Here is a 13,239-nt window from a genome sequence, read left to right as displayed (position 1 = left end):
CTCGGAGGTTATCACCATGCAAACCAGAAAGATGTTTCTGGCGTTATCGCTATTGGTTTCCACACCCGCACTCAGCGCTGGGATCCCGGTATTTGATGCCGCCAGTAATACCGAGTCGATTAACCAATGGATTCAGAAACTCCAGCAATGGCAGGAAACGGTCACTCACTATAAAAGCGAGCTTGACGCCTATAAGCAGCAATTAGCGACCGCAACAGGCATACGGGATATTCAGGGATTTCTCCACGATGCTAAAAACCTAAAAAACGATATCGAACACCTCCGTAAAAATGGTACTTCACTGGATGACCTGTTGACCAACTCAAACGGTTATTATTCTTCTGACCTTCAGCGCCTATATAACAAATATCAATCTTTCGATATTTGTAATCAGTCCAGTTCATCGCAACGTTATCTGGAAAGTTGCAAACAACTTGTTCTCAATCAGGCGGTCTCGATTGAGAATACCAGCGATGTTCAAAACAAGATTAATAGCACATTAAACGATATATCAGACTTATCCGACCGTATTGCCAACGCCAAAGACTCGAAAGAGTCACAGGACCTAGCTAACGCGGTGGCAGCCAAAAGCGTACAATTGAACGCATTAACCAGTCAATGGGAAATGTCAGTCAAGCAGGCTGAACAGCGAGCCGCGATGTTGACTCAACAGCGGCAAAAAGTATTCAATGAACAACAACTCGCCGCTCCGATTCCTGACTTTAATTATTAAGAGGGTAAGAATGAAAAAGTCACTTTGCATTTTTCCGATTATTTTAAGCTCATTATTTCTGGCGGGGTGTGACAACCCGAAATCAACGCAGTGGTACAAAGATCATCCGGATGAAATGAACCAGCGATATAAAGCGTGTGAATCATCCGGTGATGACTCCCAAGATTGCAAAAATGCACGAGAAGCGCGATTTGAACTACGTCAGGAAAATGCCAAGGTTCCCGATTTGAATTAAAGGGGTCATCTATGTCTGGTGGTATGTTTGTTGGAATGAACAACACGATCACTGACGGTTTACATGCCGTACTACGGGGACAAACCTCCGTGTACGGCGATATGGTAAGCATTATCGCCGTCAGCTCCTTCACGTTATTTGTCACTTATCGGGGTTATCAAACTCTGGCTGGAAAACTCCAAACGCCTGTAGAAGATGTCATATGGGATGTCGGGCGAATGCTATTAATCATGACATTCGTTTTAAATCTCGATGGCTGGCTAGATTTAGCCATTTCTGCCATTAAGGGATTAACCGACGGCGTCAGCGGTGATGACAATGTCTGGGTGTTACTGGATACCGTTTGGGCGAAAGCGCAAACGATAGGACAAAAGCTTTATCAACAGGATGATTCCACCTATGTAAAACTCAACGGTGGTATTGCCCAACTTCTGGTCTGGGGAGGTGCTATCGTTACCCTGCTCTTTGGTTCGGCGGTTAACCTATTAGCCGGAATTATCATTGTATTAATGACCACCACTGCTCCGTTATTTATTTTCTGCCTGCTGTATGGATTCCTTATTCCAATGTTTAACAACTGGCTGAAAATTATCTTCACGGTGATCCTGACGATTATGTTTTCCGCGTTATCCATCAGGATTGTCATTAATTATCTCAATGGCTTATTAGATAAAGCGGTTAACTTTGCAGATAGCGCCAATATCATCACACTAGGTGTTCAGTGCTGCGTTGCGGGTGTTATTTCCGGCGTCATTATCTGGTTTTCAGCCAAAATCGCGAACGCATTAGGTGGCGTTGCCGTTCAAGCAGCACTACAGGGTGCCGCTATGGGCGGCCTACGTGGGCTGGCGAAACCATCTTCTGACGCAGCGAAACCGGTCATGAAAGCCGGTGCGACAGGTGCGCGACTTGCGACAAAAGCGGGCGTCAGCGCCGCTACTGCAACAGGTTCACTTATCACCGCAGGCACCAGCAAAGCCCTATCCGCATGGCAAAAACGTGCGGCGTCTATCGATAGCATGAAGCGTTTCAACCAACAGCGTAACCGCTAATCCCTTCCTAACGCAGTCTCTCCACCGCGAGCCGTGGCAACCGCCGCCGGTACGGCATTTCTGTCTTCGACAAACATAGGTATCGATATGAAATCCAGCCTCGTCTTTCTGATGCTGTGCGTCCTCACGGGCTGTGCTCAGCATCGGCACGACCTCCCGCCGGTATCTGGCGATCCTCAACCAGTTAATTCTCCCGCAATTATTCAGGAGCTGACAAAGCATGTCTGAAACAGAAAACATCATTGCGTCATCTCGCGCCTTTGAATCTGTCCTGCTGGAAAAGGATGAACGGGAAAAAAAGATGGCGTGGCGAATAGCGGCCATAGGGTTTGCTCTGGCCGCAATGGCGATCACCGCACTGATTATTCTGCTACCGCTGAAAACCACCGAAATCGAATTATGGTCGGTGGATAAACAGACCGGACGTTATGAATATATGACCCGGATTAAAGAGCAGAGTATTTCCTCAGAGAAAGCACTGGCTCAGGCGTTAGCGGCGCATTATGTCAGGCTCCGCGAGGGCTATAACTATTTTGCTCTCCAGCGCGATTATGACGATGTACAGTTATTCAATAGCGACAGCGTTAACAGGGATTATCTCGACGGGTTTAACAGCAATCAGGCACCCGATGTCATTTTCAATAAAGCGGAATATGTCGTGTCTATCGACATTATTTCCAACGTTCACGCGACCGCTACAGCGCCTGACCATCTGGCAACCCTACGCATTAAACGGACTATCCGCCGCATTGTCGATAACTCGGTTAAAACAGAGGTCTGGAACATCCGCCTGACTTATCGCTACCTCCCACGAAAACAACTGACAGACAGCCAGCGAGAAGTGAATCCTCTGGGGTTCATCGTGACCAGCTACCAACGCGATAAAGAACTGAGGGGTGAATGATGCTGAAAACAACCGTGATCTTATGGTTCCTTCTGATGTCATCCACAGCCTGGGGCGCGGCGATACCGCGCAGCAGCACGTATGACAGCCGAATGCAGAATGTCACCTATAACAGTCAAAATGCGACCATCGTCAACACCCGCCCCGGCTACCTCACCACACTCCTGTTTGATGACGATGAAGAAGTCATCGACGCGCAGGCAGGGTTTCCGAAGGGCTGGAAAGTCACTAAAAGCGATAACCGGGTCGGTGTCAGCCCAAATCCCATAACCCAACCGGTAACCGATGATAACGGCAACAACGTCAATAAAGTGTTTCTGCCAACGGCGAGCGAGTGGAGAACCAATCTCTTTGTCGTGACATCAAAGCGCGACTACAGTCTGGAACTGAACGTACTGGAGAATGACTCGCCTTCACAGGCCTTTATTATCCGTTTTCGCTATCCGGATGACGAGCGCAGACGATCAGAGGCAGCCAGCGCAGCGCGTCTGAAACTCCTGCGTCAAACACAGGAAAAGCAGCAGATAGCGACAGCATTTGAGCAGGCTACCACGCCACGCAACTGGCTCTATACCAAGCGAGTCGCAGCGGGTTCAGCCTCCATTGCACCAGATTTTACTTACGATAATGGCCGCTTTATCTATCTCGGTTTTTCTCCCGTCAAAACCCTTCCGTCGATCTTCCGGGTCGTTAACGGGCAGGAACAGACCGTAACACCCCGCATAACCAAACACGGAAACTACACCGTGGTCGTCGTGCGGGCAATGTCGCCACAGTTGGTATTGCGCTACGGCAGCGCGGTAGTCGGGATTGAGAATACGTCATTCGGCAACGCCACTACTGGCAGCGGTGACACCGTTTCACCTGTCGTCACACTGGAGGCCAGATGACTGATAAAGCAGACCCAGAGACAACGGAAAAAACCGTGGCGGAGCTGGAGGCTGAAGCCCGTGAACGCGCCCGTTCAGCGATGGCGAGTCAGGCACCAGAGCAAAACACACCTCCCGGCCAACCTGAAGTGACCCGCTTCAAAAAAGCCTCCAGCCGCCGGACGCTGCTGGTCAGCCTGCTAAGTCTAGGCGCACTGATTGCACTGGCATTGGGTGGAGATCGCTTCCTTGTCGCATTAAAGCAAAGCGATAATAAGTCGATTGAAACCCCAGCACCGCCATCAGCCAGTACAGGGCAACATGAGCGTAAAAACCTCGGTATGGACAATAATCCGTTCGGCCTGTTCGGTCAGGACAAACAGGAAACCGCAACAGATAATCCCCCAATACAGACTGCATCACCGTCAGAGCCACCTGCTTTAAATAAGGCGGCGGCACTAGTCGATGGGTCAAGCAGTGCCGCTGAATCCACACAACGCGGTAATACTCAGGCTTCACAAACTGCCCCTTCCGACACACAGAGCTATCAGAACAAAGGCACACCAGAAACCACGTCTGGCACAGAGGCTAACGACACCAATCCCGGTATTGCAAAAGTGACCAGCGTTAGGCAACTGGGTCTCGATCCCAATCTTTACCTTCCGGTTGATCGTTATATTCCATGCTCAATGATGCGGCGTTTTGTCTCTGACGTGGGCGGTCGTATTTCCTGCCTTATCGGCGAAGACGTCTACAGCGCTAACCATTACGTGAAGTTGCTCCCTGCCGGAACCGTCGCCAGAGGCATCTACCGCACCGGGGCGCTGCAACATGGCCGGAGCCGGATGTTTGTCATCTGGACGGAATTACGCACACCGGAACCCGGTAGCCTGCAAATTCCGCTGGTTGATACCGAAGCCACCGGCCCGTTGGGTGAGGCTGGGATTAGCGGCTGGATTGATACCCATTTCTGGGAACGGTTCGGCAATGCGCTGATGTTGAGCACCGTACAGGACGTGGCTGCCGCCGCATCAGATTCAGCACCGGGGAAAGACCGCAATACCGATTACACCGAAAACACCCGCGCCGCTGCATCAGAAATGGCAAAAACCGCACTGGAAAACAGTATCAATATCCCGCCCACGATGTACCTCAATCAGGGCGATGTGATCGGCATCATGACTGGTACGGATATCGATTTCTCTTCCGTTTATCAACTACATCTAAAAAAGAGGTGGTATGAGCGCTGAAAATCTGTCGCTGGATTTTATGAAACACCAGTTATTTGGTGAATTTCTGCCACTGGCAGGTCTGACAGAAATCGCCATTAACCGCCCCGGAGAGATCCACACCAAAATAAACGGTCGATGGCAGAAACATGATTCTCCGGTTACGTTGCGTCAGTGCCATGCGTTTGCCAAAGCACTGGCCTCATGGAATGAGGACAATATCGATGATACCTCCCCTATCCTTTCTGCTACATTAGGATCAGGTGAACGTGTCCAGACCATTATTCCCCCAGCCTGCGAGCGGAATACCGTATCTATTACGCTGCGAAACCCGTCATTTGCGCAGAAAACGCATCAGTCCTGGATTGATGCCGGGTTTTATAACCGGATAGCGGGTAAGGAGAGAAACGAAAGCAAAGATGATGAACTGACCCGCTGCTATAACAATGGTGATATTCCCCACTTTATCGAAAAGGCCGTCGAGTATGGCAAAACCCTCTTTATTGTTGGTGAAACCGGCTCCGGTAAAACCACCTATATGAAGACATTGCTGCACTATATTCCGCTACATCTCAGGCTCACCACGATTGAAGATAATCCTGAAATCCGGTTTTACCACCACGCTAATTATGTCCATCTGTTTTATCCGGCAGATGCCGGAGACGAGGCGATTATCACCCCCAGCAGACTTATCCGGGCGAATTATCGAATGAATCCGGATCGAATTCTATTGGCAGAAATTCGTGGGAGGGAGGCATGGGACGCGCTGAAAATTATCGGTTCCGGGCATGAGGGCCTTATCACCTCCTTGCACGCAGGCAGCCCGGAGGAATGTATTGAAGGGATCATTGACCGCTGTTATGAAAATCCAGATTGCAAAAATATCCCGTTCGATGTGCTGTTACGCAAGGTGCTTAAATGCGTGGATATCATCGTCAGCGTAGATATTCACGGTGATATTCGTCGGATGGGGGATATTTATTTCAAACCGATACACCTTCATCAAATGAAGAAATCATTCAGATAGACGAACAGTTAAAGCCCGCTCATTCTCAATAAAGGTATTCAGTATGAAAACGATCCTATTCACCACCTGTCTTTTCTGCATGAGTTTACTACTACCCTCTTCCGTAATGGCCGCTGATGCCTGCGAGATTATTTTATGTCTGTACGGTAAAACAACCGGTAACAGTGGAGGGAATGAATGTCAGTCTGCTGAACGTTCCTTCTTTAATATTGTGAAAAAGAACAGACACGGATTTCAACCTAGCCGTACCGCCGACGCCCGAAGAAACTTATTGTTCGAATGCAAATCAGCCGAGCCGAAAATTATCGACCAGATAATTAATAAATTTGGCCGCGTTCGTAATTGAATTAAAAAAACGGTAATAACAATATCCGGATTATTTCCATTCCCCTGTCAAATCGAGATGGCAAACTCGGCACCGGTCGTGACGGTTTTAGGCTTTTAAATTTATGCGAATAGCAGAAATTTAAAAGTGGCGTAAGGCGAGTAAATTCTATTTCGTAGAAATTGCTAATTTGCGTCGCCGAACCCATCTGCAAACAGCCGCGCCCACGCGGATTTTGCAGGCCGGGGGGAGCCGAATAAATTTCGCCGCCCCAGCGAGCGAAAAGCTATCGCCCACGATAGCGGTTTATTTGGGGGGCATAGCCCCGCACACCGTCGCAGCTAAGTCTCCGGCCAAAAGCCGGTAGCGTGGCGCGACCACCCGCTTTGAAGGCGTTTTCCCATTTTTTCGCTTGGCCGGAACGGACAAAAGAAAAAATAGGCGAAAAACGGCGTCTCAAAGGGGGTGGTCGCGCGTAGCGGGCGACGGTGTGCCGCCTTTGACCTTGGGGGTTTTGGCGCGGCGTCCAGTTGCGACATTACCCCCATGCGCCTGGCAATAAGGGCGTCCAGCCCGCATGAACTGGCGCACGCTGTTTCGTGCTGGGAAGCATGCTTTCCGACACATGGCCGCAGAGCGGTCACCTTCTTAGCCCCAGACGTTCGCCCCGCCTTTTCGCCCAACACCGTGGGGCGAATTGATGGGGCGATACGTTGGGGCGAGTCGCCGACAAAGGAGGCACCATGATGTTAAATAAGCTTGCCATTTCACTGTCGCCGATAGTAAATGGTGTGCTGTCCTTTATTGATGTTATGCAACAGCATCAATTGATGCTGGCGCTATTATCGGGACTGACCCTGCCGTTTTTCGCTTCAATGAAAATCGATGATCGGCAGAAAGCCCCATTATGGAAAAAGCTGATTATCACTTTTTCCCTGCTGTGTTTCCTGTTTGGCACAGTGGGCCCCTTACTTATTAGCGTTTTTAGGTGGCTTTATAACGATCGGATACTTACCCGCACTCCCATTCTGGACTGGTCAATATTAATTATATTTACCATGGCAGGGCTTATTCTCCATATTAGTCTACGCCGGATATTAACGCCTGAACTGGATAAAATAAAAAAACGACTCATCAAAAAGACCAGTCTTGAACGGGAATTACGCACCGATGTACGCACGGTAAAATCCCTGCTGCCGGAAACGCTGCATTATAACCCACTGGATTATATCAACCTAAATAAGGGTATTTTTATCGGGATAGACCGTGATGAAAAACCGATGTATCTCCCATTAAAAGACTGGCAAAGACAACATGCGGATATTATCGGCACCACCGGAGCCGGTAAAGGTGTAGCAGCCGGTATATTGCTTTACCAAAGTATCCTGGCGGGTGAAGGTGTATTTATTATGGACCCAAAGGATGATGAATGGGCGACGCATCTTTATCGCAAGGCCTGCGAGGATGCAGGCAAACCCTTTGCCTTAATTGACCTGCGAAAACCGCAATACCAATTAAATCTGATTGAAAATATTACGCCTGACGAACTAGAGGAATTGTTTGTTGCGGGATTCAGCTTGGCGGAAAAAGGTCAGGAATCCGATTTTTATCGTATCGACGACCGAAAAGCGGCACGTATGGCGGCACAATTTGTCAGCAGTCATCCCTCTTCTACTATCCGCGATATTTATAACGGCGAATATGTTCAAGGTATCGCGGAGGATATCAAAGCCTTTTTCGGCAAGATTGAAGAGCTGGCTTTGCTCAATGCCATCAACGCGCCGACAGGATTTTCACTCCAATCGGTTTTTGATGAAGGTGGCTGCTGCTATGTCATCGGCTCAATGCGCAATGGCAAGATTATCACCGCCCAGCGAATGCTGCTGGTGCGACTTTACCAATTAGCAGAAAGGCGCGACCGGGTAAAAGAAACGCCCCGCTCCATAGCCATCTTTCTGGACGAATTGAAATACCATCTGTCAAAACCGGCGTTGGAGGGGTTAGGTGCAGCACGGGATAAAGGCGTACATATCATCATGGCCCATCAGTCCGTCGCCGATCTGAAAGACTGCCCAGCGGATTTAAAAGGCGATGCAGTTGTCGGTGCAGTCGTTGAAAACGCTAAATTCAAGCTGGTATACCGCGTTATGGACCCGGATACAGCGGAATGGGTAGCGAGAATGTCTGGCACCATCTTAGTGGATGATGAAATCCGCAAAGCCAAAACTGATGCCGTACTGACGGAAACCATCGACGGTGAACGTACTATCAGACAGGCAGAGCGTTTCTTTATCGACAGCAATATGATCCTGAACCTGCCCGATTTTGTCAGCTTTATCTTTACGACGAGAACGCTTCCCTCTGCCTCACTGATTTCCCCCATCAAGGTACAAAAACACGAGCTGGAGATCTATTCCGTTTCTCCGGATATTGCCGCGTCGGCAGCACCGGCAAGAATCGCGCTGGACTTCGATGAGGAAGGAGCGACATCCGCTTCAACGACCAATGTCGCGGCAACCCGGCCCGATCTTTTCTTTGAAGGGGAAAGTAAATCAGCAAAACCGAGATCTGATGATGACGAAACACCGTCCTTGCTCAATTTTTAGGAGGCATAATGCTTATCGCAACACATAGCGAGCGCACCGCCCGCAACAGCGAAAAGATAAAAAAGCTGCTGAATTTCCTGAAGGAAGAAACCTACAGCGACTTTAAAACGCTGATGCTGTTGTTTGGCTTCAGGGATCACAAATCGCTATATACGCTGCTGACAAAAACTAAACGAATGGGGTTAATACAAAAGCATGTGTTTGAATCACGGACGATGAAAATGTCGTTGTGGGGCATAACCAGCGACGGACTGGCTATCGTTTTAACGCCGGACGATGACATTTTCCCGGCACGCTTTGAACCGTCAAAAATCACTGGCTGGACGCTGGAGCACCACCTTGATAATCAGGTGGCTCGGCTGATTCTGGAGAAAAAAGGTGCATCCGGATGGATAAACGGCGATCGAACAACGTTCCTCAGCCAGTATCAGGTCAAACACCGCCCAGATGGACTCATCACACTCCCTGACGGACAGGCCATCGCAGTAGAAACCGAGCGCCGCCTGAAAACCAAAGCCCGCTACCAGTCGATTATCGCCAGCCACTTACTGGCCCGGACGCAGAAACACTGGATTTACGTCTTTTATATCGTACCGGACCTACAGAAAAAACGGGCGCTTGAACTGCTGTTTGGCAGCATCAAACACGTCATCGTTAATCATCAACCTATCCCTCTGGAAGCACGTCACCGCAATGTTTTCCGTATTTATACTCTCGACGAGCTGCGACAACTGGAGCCGAGGCAATATTCATAAGCTGGATCTGGCGTTGCCAAATCTCATGGTCGGCTAAGAGCGATCTGCGGACATTGCTAACAACCTTTTGAGTGAACTAATAGGGGCTGGTCATAACGGGTATAGCGTTTTCCAAGTGCGCAAGGCTTTGCCATACAGAATGGAGCTAAGTTATTCATTAATCTCCTTAAATTCACAAAGTTAAATGCGGCCCTAAATACGCCACATATATCCGCTGATTTACTGCGTCAGCATAAAAATGTAGGCGGTAACCGTCAGGTAGTTTTACATGATTCTCGCAATAGACCTGCCGTCCATCATCTAACCAAAATATGCGCTCTTTCTTCTTTTTGGGAGCATTATTTACACTGTCCGATTCACCGCTAACTTCAGCTGCCAAACCCAAATCTCTTAAATACTCATGACGGTACTCTACATACTCACCTGAAAGCCATTTCTCACTAAACGACTCCAGCACATTTAGCGCATCTCGCGCCTTGAACAAGACATCTTGCCTAGCAGACCAACCTTGTAGACTTGTACCAATTTGATTTGACAATAAAGTGAGATGAGGAAACAAATCTGCTCTTTTCAGCCAGATATCCTTAGCGGAACTTAACAACGCATTACGACGTTGTTTGAGTTCATCACCATGCACACCCAAGCTCGCAGAATCACTCAGATTTAAAATCGTTTCATCCCTTTGATCTGGTATTGCATCAAGCTCGAAAACCCATACTTTAAAATGGCTATTTGTCCAAGCAGCCAAAGCCGTAAAACTGGCAAGAAAAGTTTCAAAATAAAACGCTGCTAATAGCACCGGTTTACCTGAATCTTCCCCTGGCAAGCCAACTTCTAATACATCACCAAAACGTTCAATATCCACGGTTTCAAAGAGAGGCTGTTTCGTTTCAAGAGACTTTAGAAATCGGCACCAATCCGCAAGTTCTGCTACTTTGCTTGCAGAGGCAAGCCAATTGCGCACAAAGTATCCGTTAGCCAGCTCCAGCCCCATTAGCGACTTGTCTTGATCTTCATCGACTAGCAAAATTTTCAGCCCAGCAGTTCGGCAAACCTTAAGAACAGTAAAGAAAGCCAATAGTCCTTCATCTGCATCCTCTTTGCTGGCAAATGGCAAAGAGTGATGGTTCAACACAATTCCATTATTCATAACAGATGATCCAACTCCTTATCCCATTGGTCAAAGAAGCCTTCCGGCCAGCAGTCTATTCGTCCCTCATCATCAATATTGGGGTACATGACTTCTGAGGCGTGAATGGAGTTATGAACATCTCGCTGCAAGAAAAAGACTTTGACATCGTCAGCTGCAACCACTTTCTGCTTCACCGCAACCCGTATACCGTTGAGAAAATGATCAGAATGAGATTCAACGATTAATTGCACGCCATTATTGGCAGCAATAGAACACAATTTACCCATCAAGGATTGCCCAGCGGGGTGCAAGTGTGATTCTGGGTTTTCAATAATCAGCAAATCACCTTTTGCCGCACTTAGTATACTGGTTACGACAGGTAACACATAACTTAATCCAAACCCCACATTCTGTGGTTTAAAGTCTTCGGTTGTGTCTTTCCCTTGGTTAAAAGAGTAACTAAGGCTCACCGAATTAAACTGAGGCTGCGCCACTGCTTTGATTTTTAACCCGGGCGTAATATCCGACATCCATGCTTCAATATTAGAAAGCAAAGTCCCTGAAACAGCCTTTTGATGGCGTAACGCTTCTATTTCCAAGTCTTTAGCGCCATTAACCGCGATAAAATGAACCGCAAATTCACCATGATGGCCAAGCGATTTTAAATCACGAATATGAAACTCAGACAACTGGTGATGACTTTGCGGACCTAACCTATCGGCACATAAATACTGAAAATTAGAGTTAAATAAGCTTAGCGATTCTGGATCACCCTCAATACCCGATTTACGCAGCGGCAGCAGATCTGAGTCATGTTGATAATCAAACTCAAACCGTGTTGGCTGTTCTTTCTCGAGCCATTTAATGGTAAAAATAATCTCTTCTTGTTCACTAAAACTAGAGAGCGCGTCTTTACCCGTACCGATATTGACATAATCACCATTTAACAGCAAACCCTTGGTTTTAAGGGTATTGCGTTCATAAGACTGCCTTAAAAGCAATAAGCTTTGCACAAGCGTTGATTTTCCCATGCCATTAAGGCCTGAGAATAGATTCAGATTACCCAGTGGAAAACTAGCATTTAACAAGGTTTTAAAGTTTTGGATATTAATAAACTCAATCATTAAGCATCTCTTTAATCAACGCGTTGATTTTTTCGTAGCGTATTTCCACATGCTCTTTTCGCTGAGTGGAATAGCTAATAACATTAATAAACTCGGCATCTTCCAATAACGTCTGTACCTTTTCTTGAAACTTGGGTTGATTATAAACCAAGCGGCTAAACTCGTTTTCAGTTAATTTCACCAACATAACCATCCAGACTTCAAATAGTGTTGCATTTTTTGACCGTCTTCTTGATGCAGGATTTTTTTCAAACCCCTTTTCTCCTAACAGCTGGTAACAACGCTCTATTGCAGTTGAATACCTAGCTTTAAACTCTGCACGGTAGACATCATCGCCTTTTTTGATGTCTTCCATGGCTTTATCTAAAAACGAGGAAATTTCCTTTTTGTTTTTAGGGTCTAAATAATCAAAGCGATGGAATGCCCAGAATCGCAATACCAGTTCCTGATCCTTCATACGTTTGGAAAGGTCACCTAGCATGGCTTTCGAGCATGCTGAATTGGCTAACTCTTCGAGCAATTCTCTGTCTCGTGGCTTAGCGAGCGCATTACGGATCTCTTGATTATTTAGAGTTAAGCCGCCTGTATTGATCCGGCGAAACACCGAATACTTAACATCCTCAGGCGTACCCGGCTTAATCATGTACACAGTAACAGGGCATTCTTCAATACGGCGCTGATATTGACGATGCAATTTATCGAAGGTTTTACCATTGAGGTCTGTTAAGAATTCCAGCCCATTGAGACGAAGCTTTTTATCTAACACAAACTTGCGAATCGTAGATAACCGCTGTAAACCATCCACAATTAGCCAATTATTTTCATCGGACGCATCAAAGTAGAAAGCCGGTAACGGGAACCGAATCAAAATGGATTCGATTAACCGGCTCATCTTGCGGTTATCCCATAACTCCGCATGACGCTGAAAATCGGTATTCATGTCGATCTCATTGTGCTGAATTCGCTTAATCAAGGCATCCAACGACTTCGGTTCAACGACGATATCAATATCGGTCGGGTTGAACGGGTGCATCACCTCATCAAGCAGTTCCGGCTCTTCATCTTCCGTACCTGGCGCAACCAATTCTTCATCAAGCTCGGTTTCTTGATAATCAACCATGTGCTTCCCCTTTTATTAATCGTGTCTTACCCGTAAGCAACTCTTGTATCATACCTTGTTTGATTTGGCGGATTCTACCTAGCTACTACCGCTTTTGGCACAGGGCTGCTGTTGCAGCCCTGACAACC

Annotated in this window: 13 protein-coding genes; 10 read left to right on the top strand and 3 right to left on the bottom strand. The window is 47.5% G+C overall.

Annotated elements, in window-relative coordinates:
- Positions 1 to 16: 16 nt before the first annotated feature.
- From ACKPVM_RS19300 to mobC, 10 genes are all read left to right on the top strand, one after another.
- The gene (locus tag ACKPVM_RS19300; RefSeq protein WP_040043049.1) at positions 17 to 733 is read left to right on the top strand and encodes a TrbJ/VirB5 family protein; all 717 of its coding nucleotides are present in this window, start codon (positions 17 to 19) and stop codon (positions 731 to 733) included.
- Positions 734 to 743: 10 nt separating this feature from the next.
- Positions 744 to 968 carry an EexN family lipoprotein gene (locus tag ACKPVM_RS19295; protein ID WP_039285683.1) on the top strand — a complete coding sequence of 75 codons (225 nt, stop codon included), beginning with the start codon at positions 744 to 746 and terminating at the stop codon, positions 966 to 968.
- 11 nt (positions 969 to 979) lie between these two features.
- On the top strand, positions 980 to 2,020 hold the full coding sequence (locus ACKPVM_RS19290; protein ID WP_040043048.1) for a TrbL/VirB6 family protein: 1,041 nt from the start codon (positions 980 to 982) through the stop codon (positions 2,018 to 2,020).
- Positions 2,021 to 2,240: 220 nt separating this feature from the next.
- The gene (locus ACKPVM_RS19285) at positions 2,241 to 2,924 is read left to right on the top strand and encodes a VirB8 family type IV secretion system protein (protein ID WP_040043047.1); all 684 of its coding nucleotides are present in this window, start codon (positions 2,241 to 2,243) and stop codon (positions 2,922 to 2,924) included.
- Positions 2,921 to 3,814, top strand: a complete 894-nt coding sequence (virB9, locus tag ACKPVM_RS19280; protein ID WP_205620433.1) for a P-type conjugative transfer protein VirB9 — start codon at positions 2,921 to 2,923, stop codon at positions 3,812 to 3,814. Before ACKPVM_RS19285 ends, virB9 begins: the two co-directional genes overlap by 4 nt.
- The gene (gene virB10, locus ACKPVM_RS19275) at positions 3,811 to 5,043 is read left to right on the top strand and encodes a VirB10/TraB/TrbI family type IV secretion system protein (protein ID WP_040043045.1); all 1,233 of its coding nucleotides are present in this window, start codon (positions 3,811 to 3,813) and stop codon (positions 5,041 to 5,043) included. Before virB9 ends, virB10 begins: the two co-directional genes overlap by 4 nt.
- The gene (gene virB11, locus ACKPVM_RS19270) at positions 5,033 to 6,049 is read left to right on the top strand and encodes a P-type DNA transfer ATPase VirB11 (protein WP_040043044.1); all 1,017 of its coding nucleotides are present in this window, start codon (positions 5,033 to 5,035) and stop codon (positions 6,047 to 6,049) included. The genes virB10 and virB11 overlap by 11 nt, the downstream gene beginning before the upstream one ends.
- Positions 6,050 to 6,092: 43 nt before the next feature.
- Positions 6,093 to 6,395, top strand: coding sequence for a TrbM/KikA/MpfK family conjugal transfer protein (locus ACKPVM_RS19265; RefSeq protein ID WP_040043043.1), 303 nt, complete (start codon positions 6,093 to 6,095; stop codon positions 6,393 to 6,395).
- Positions 6,396 to 7,117: 722 nt separating this feature from the next.
- Positions 7,118 to 8,980 carry a type IV secretory system conjugative DNA transfer family protein gene (locus tag ACKPVM_RS19260; protein WP_040043042.1) on the top strand — a complete coding sequence of 621 codons (1,863 nt, stop codon included), beginning with the start codon at positions 7,118 to 7,120 and terminating at the stop codon, positions 8,978 to 8,980.
- A gap of 8 nt (positions 8,981 to 8,988) precedes the next feature.
- Positions 8,989 to 9,735 (top strand): MobC family replication-relaxation protein, encoded by a 747-nt coding sequence (gene mobC, locus ACKPVM_RS19255; RefSeq protein ID WP_040043041.1) that lies wholly within the window; start codon positions 8,989 to 8,991, stop codon positions 9,733 to 9,735.
- A gap of 172 nt (positions 9,736 to 9,907) precedes the next feature.
- On the opposite strand, the gene ACKPVM_RS19250 is transcribed toward mobC, so the two are convergent.
- From ACKPVM_RS19250 to ACKPVM_RS19240, 3 genes are read right to left on the bottom strand one after another with little or no spacing between them, the layout of a single operon-like run.
- Positions 9,908 to 10,885 (bottom strand): hypothetical protein, encoded by a 978-nt coding sequence (locus ACKPVM_RS19250; protein ID WP_040043040.1) that lies wholly within the window; start codon positions 10,883 to 10,885, stop codon positions 9,908 to 9,910.
- The gene (locus tag ACKPVM_RS19245; protein WP_040043039.1) at positions 10,882 to 11,991 is read right to left on the bottom strand and encodes an AAA family ATPase; all 1,110 of its coding nucleotides are present in this window, start codon (positions 11,989 to 11,991) and stop codon (positions 10,882 to 10,884) included. The genes ACKPVM_RS19250 and ACKPVM_RS19245 overlap by 4 nt, the downstream gene beginning before the upstream one ends.
- A complete protein-coding gene (locus tag ACKPVM_RS19240; RefSeq protein ID WP_040043038.1) occupies positions 11,984 to 13,111 on the bottom strand; it encodes a DUF262 domain-containing protein in 1,128 nt (375 codons plus the stop codon). The genes ACKPVM_RS19245 and ACKPVM_RS19240 overlap by 8 nt, the downstream gene beginning before the upstream one ends.
- Between the last annotated feature and the right edge of the window lie 128 nt (positions 13,112 to 13,239).

It is taken from the genome of Pectobacterium hainanensis (assembly GCF_046237015.1).
In the GTDB taxonomy this organism is placed as follows: Bacteria; Pseudomonadota; Gammaproteobacteria; order Enterobacterales; family Enterobacteriaceae; genus JBJYIN01.
Note: the sequence above shows the minus strand (reverse complement) of the source record. Positions and strands in the feature narration are given on the sequence as shown.

Coding starts and splice junctions, on each gene's coding strand:
- ACKPVM_RS19300 (WP_040043049.1), top strand. CDS start 17: ATGCAAACCAGAAAGATGTTTCTGGCGTTATCGCTATTGGTTTCCACA.
- ACKPVM_RS19295 (WP_039285683.1), top strand. CDS start 744: ATGAAAAAGTCACTTTGCATTTTTCCGATTATTTTAAGCTCATTATTT.
- ACKPVM_RS19290 (WP_040043048.1), top strand. CDS start 980: ATGTCTGGTGGTATGTTTGTTGGAATGAACAACACGATCACTGACGGT.
- ACKPVM_RS19285 (WP_040043047.1), top strand. CDS start 2,241: ATGTCTGAAACAGAAAACATCATTGCGTCATCTCGCGCCTTTGAATCT.
- virB9 (WP_205620433.1), top strand. CDS start 2,921: ATGATGCTGAAAACAACCGTGATCTTATGGTTCCTTCTGATGTCATCC.
- virB10 (WP_040043045.1), top strand. CDS start 3,811: ATGACTGATAAAGCAGACCCAGAGACAACGGAAAAAACCGTGGCGGAG.
- virB11 (WP_040043044.1), top strand. CDS start 5,033: ATGAGCGCTGAAAATCTGTCGCTGGATTTTATGAAACACCAGTTATTT.
- ACKPVM_RS19265 (WP_040043043.1), top strand. CDS start 6,093: ATGAAAACGATCCTATTCACCACCTGTCTTTTCTGCATGAGTTTACTA.
- ACKPVM_RS19260 (WP_040043042.1), top strand. CDS start 7,118: ATGATGTTAAATAAGCTTGCCATTTCACTGTCGCCGATAGTAAATGGT.
- mobC (WP_040043041.1), top strand. CDS start 8,989: ATGCTTATCGCAACACATAGCGAGCGCACCGCCCGCAACAGCGAAAAG.
- ACKPVM_RS19250 (WP_040043040.1), bottom strand. CDS start 10,885: ATGAATAATGGAATTGTGTTGAACCATCACTCTTTGCCATTTGCCAGC.
- ACKPVM_RS19245 (WP_040043039.1), bottom strand. CDS start 11,991: ATGATTGAGTTTATTAATATCCAAAACTTTAAAACCTTGTTAAATGCT.
- ACKPVM_RS19240 (WP_040043038.1), bottom strand. CDS start 13,111: ATGGTTGATTATCAAGAAACCGAGCTTGATGAAGAATTGGTTGCGCCA.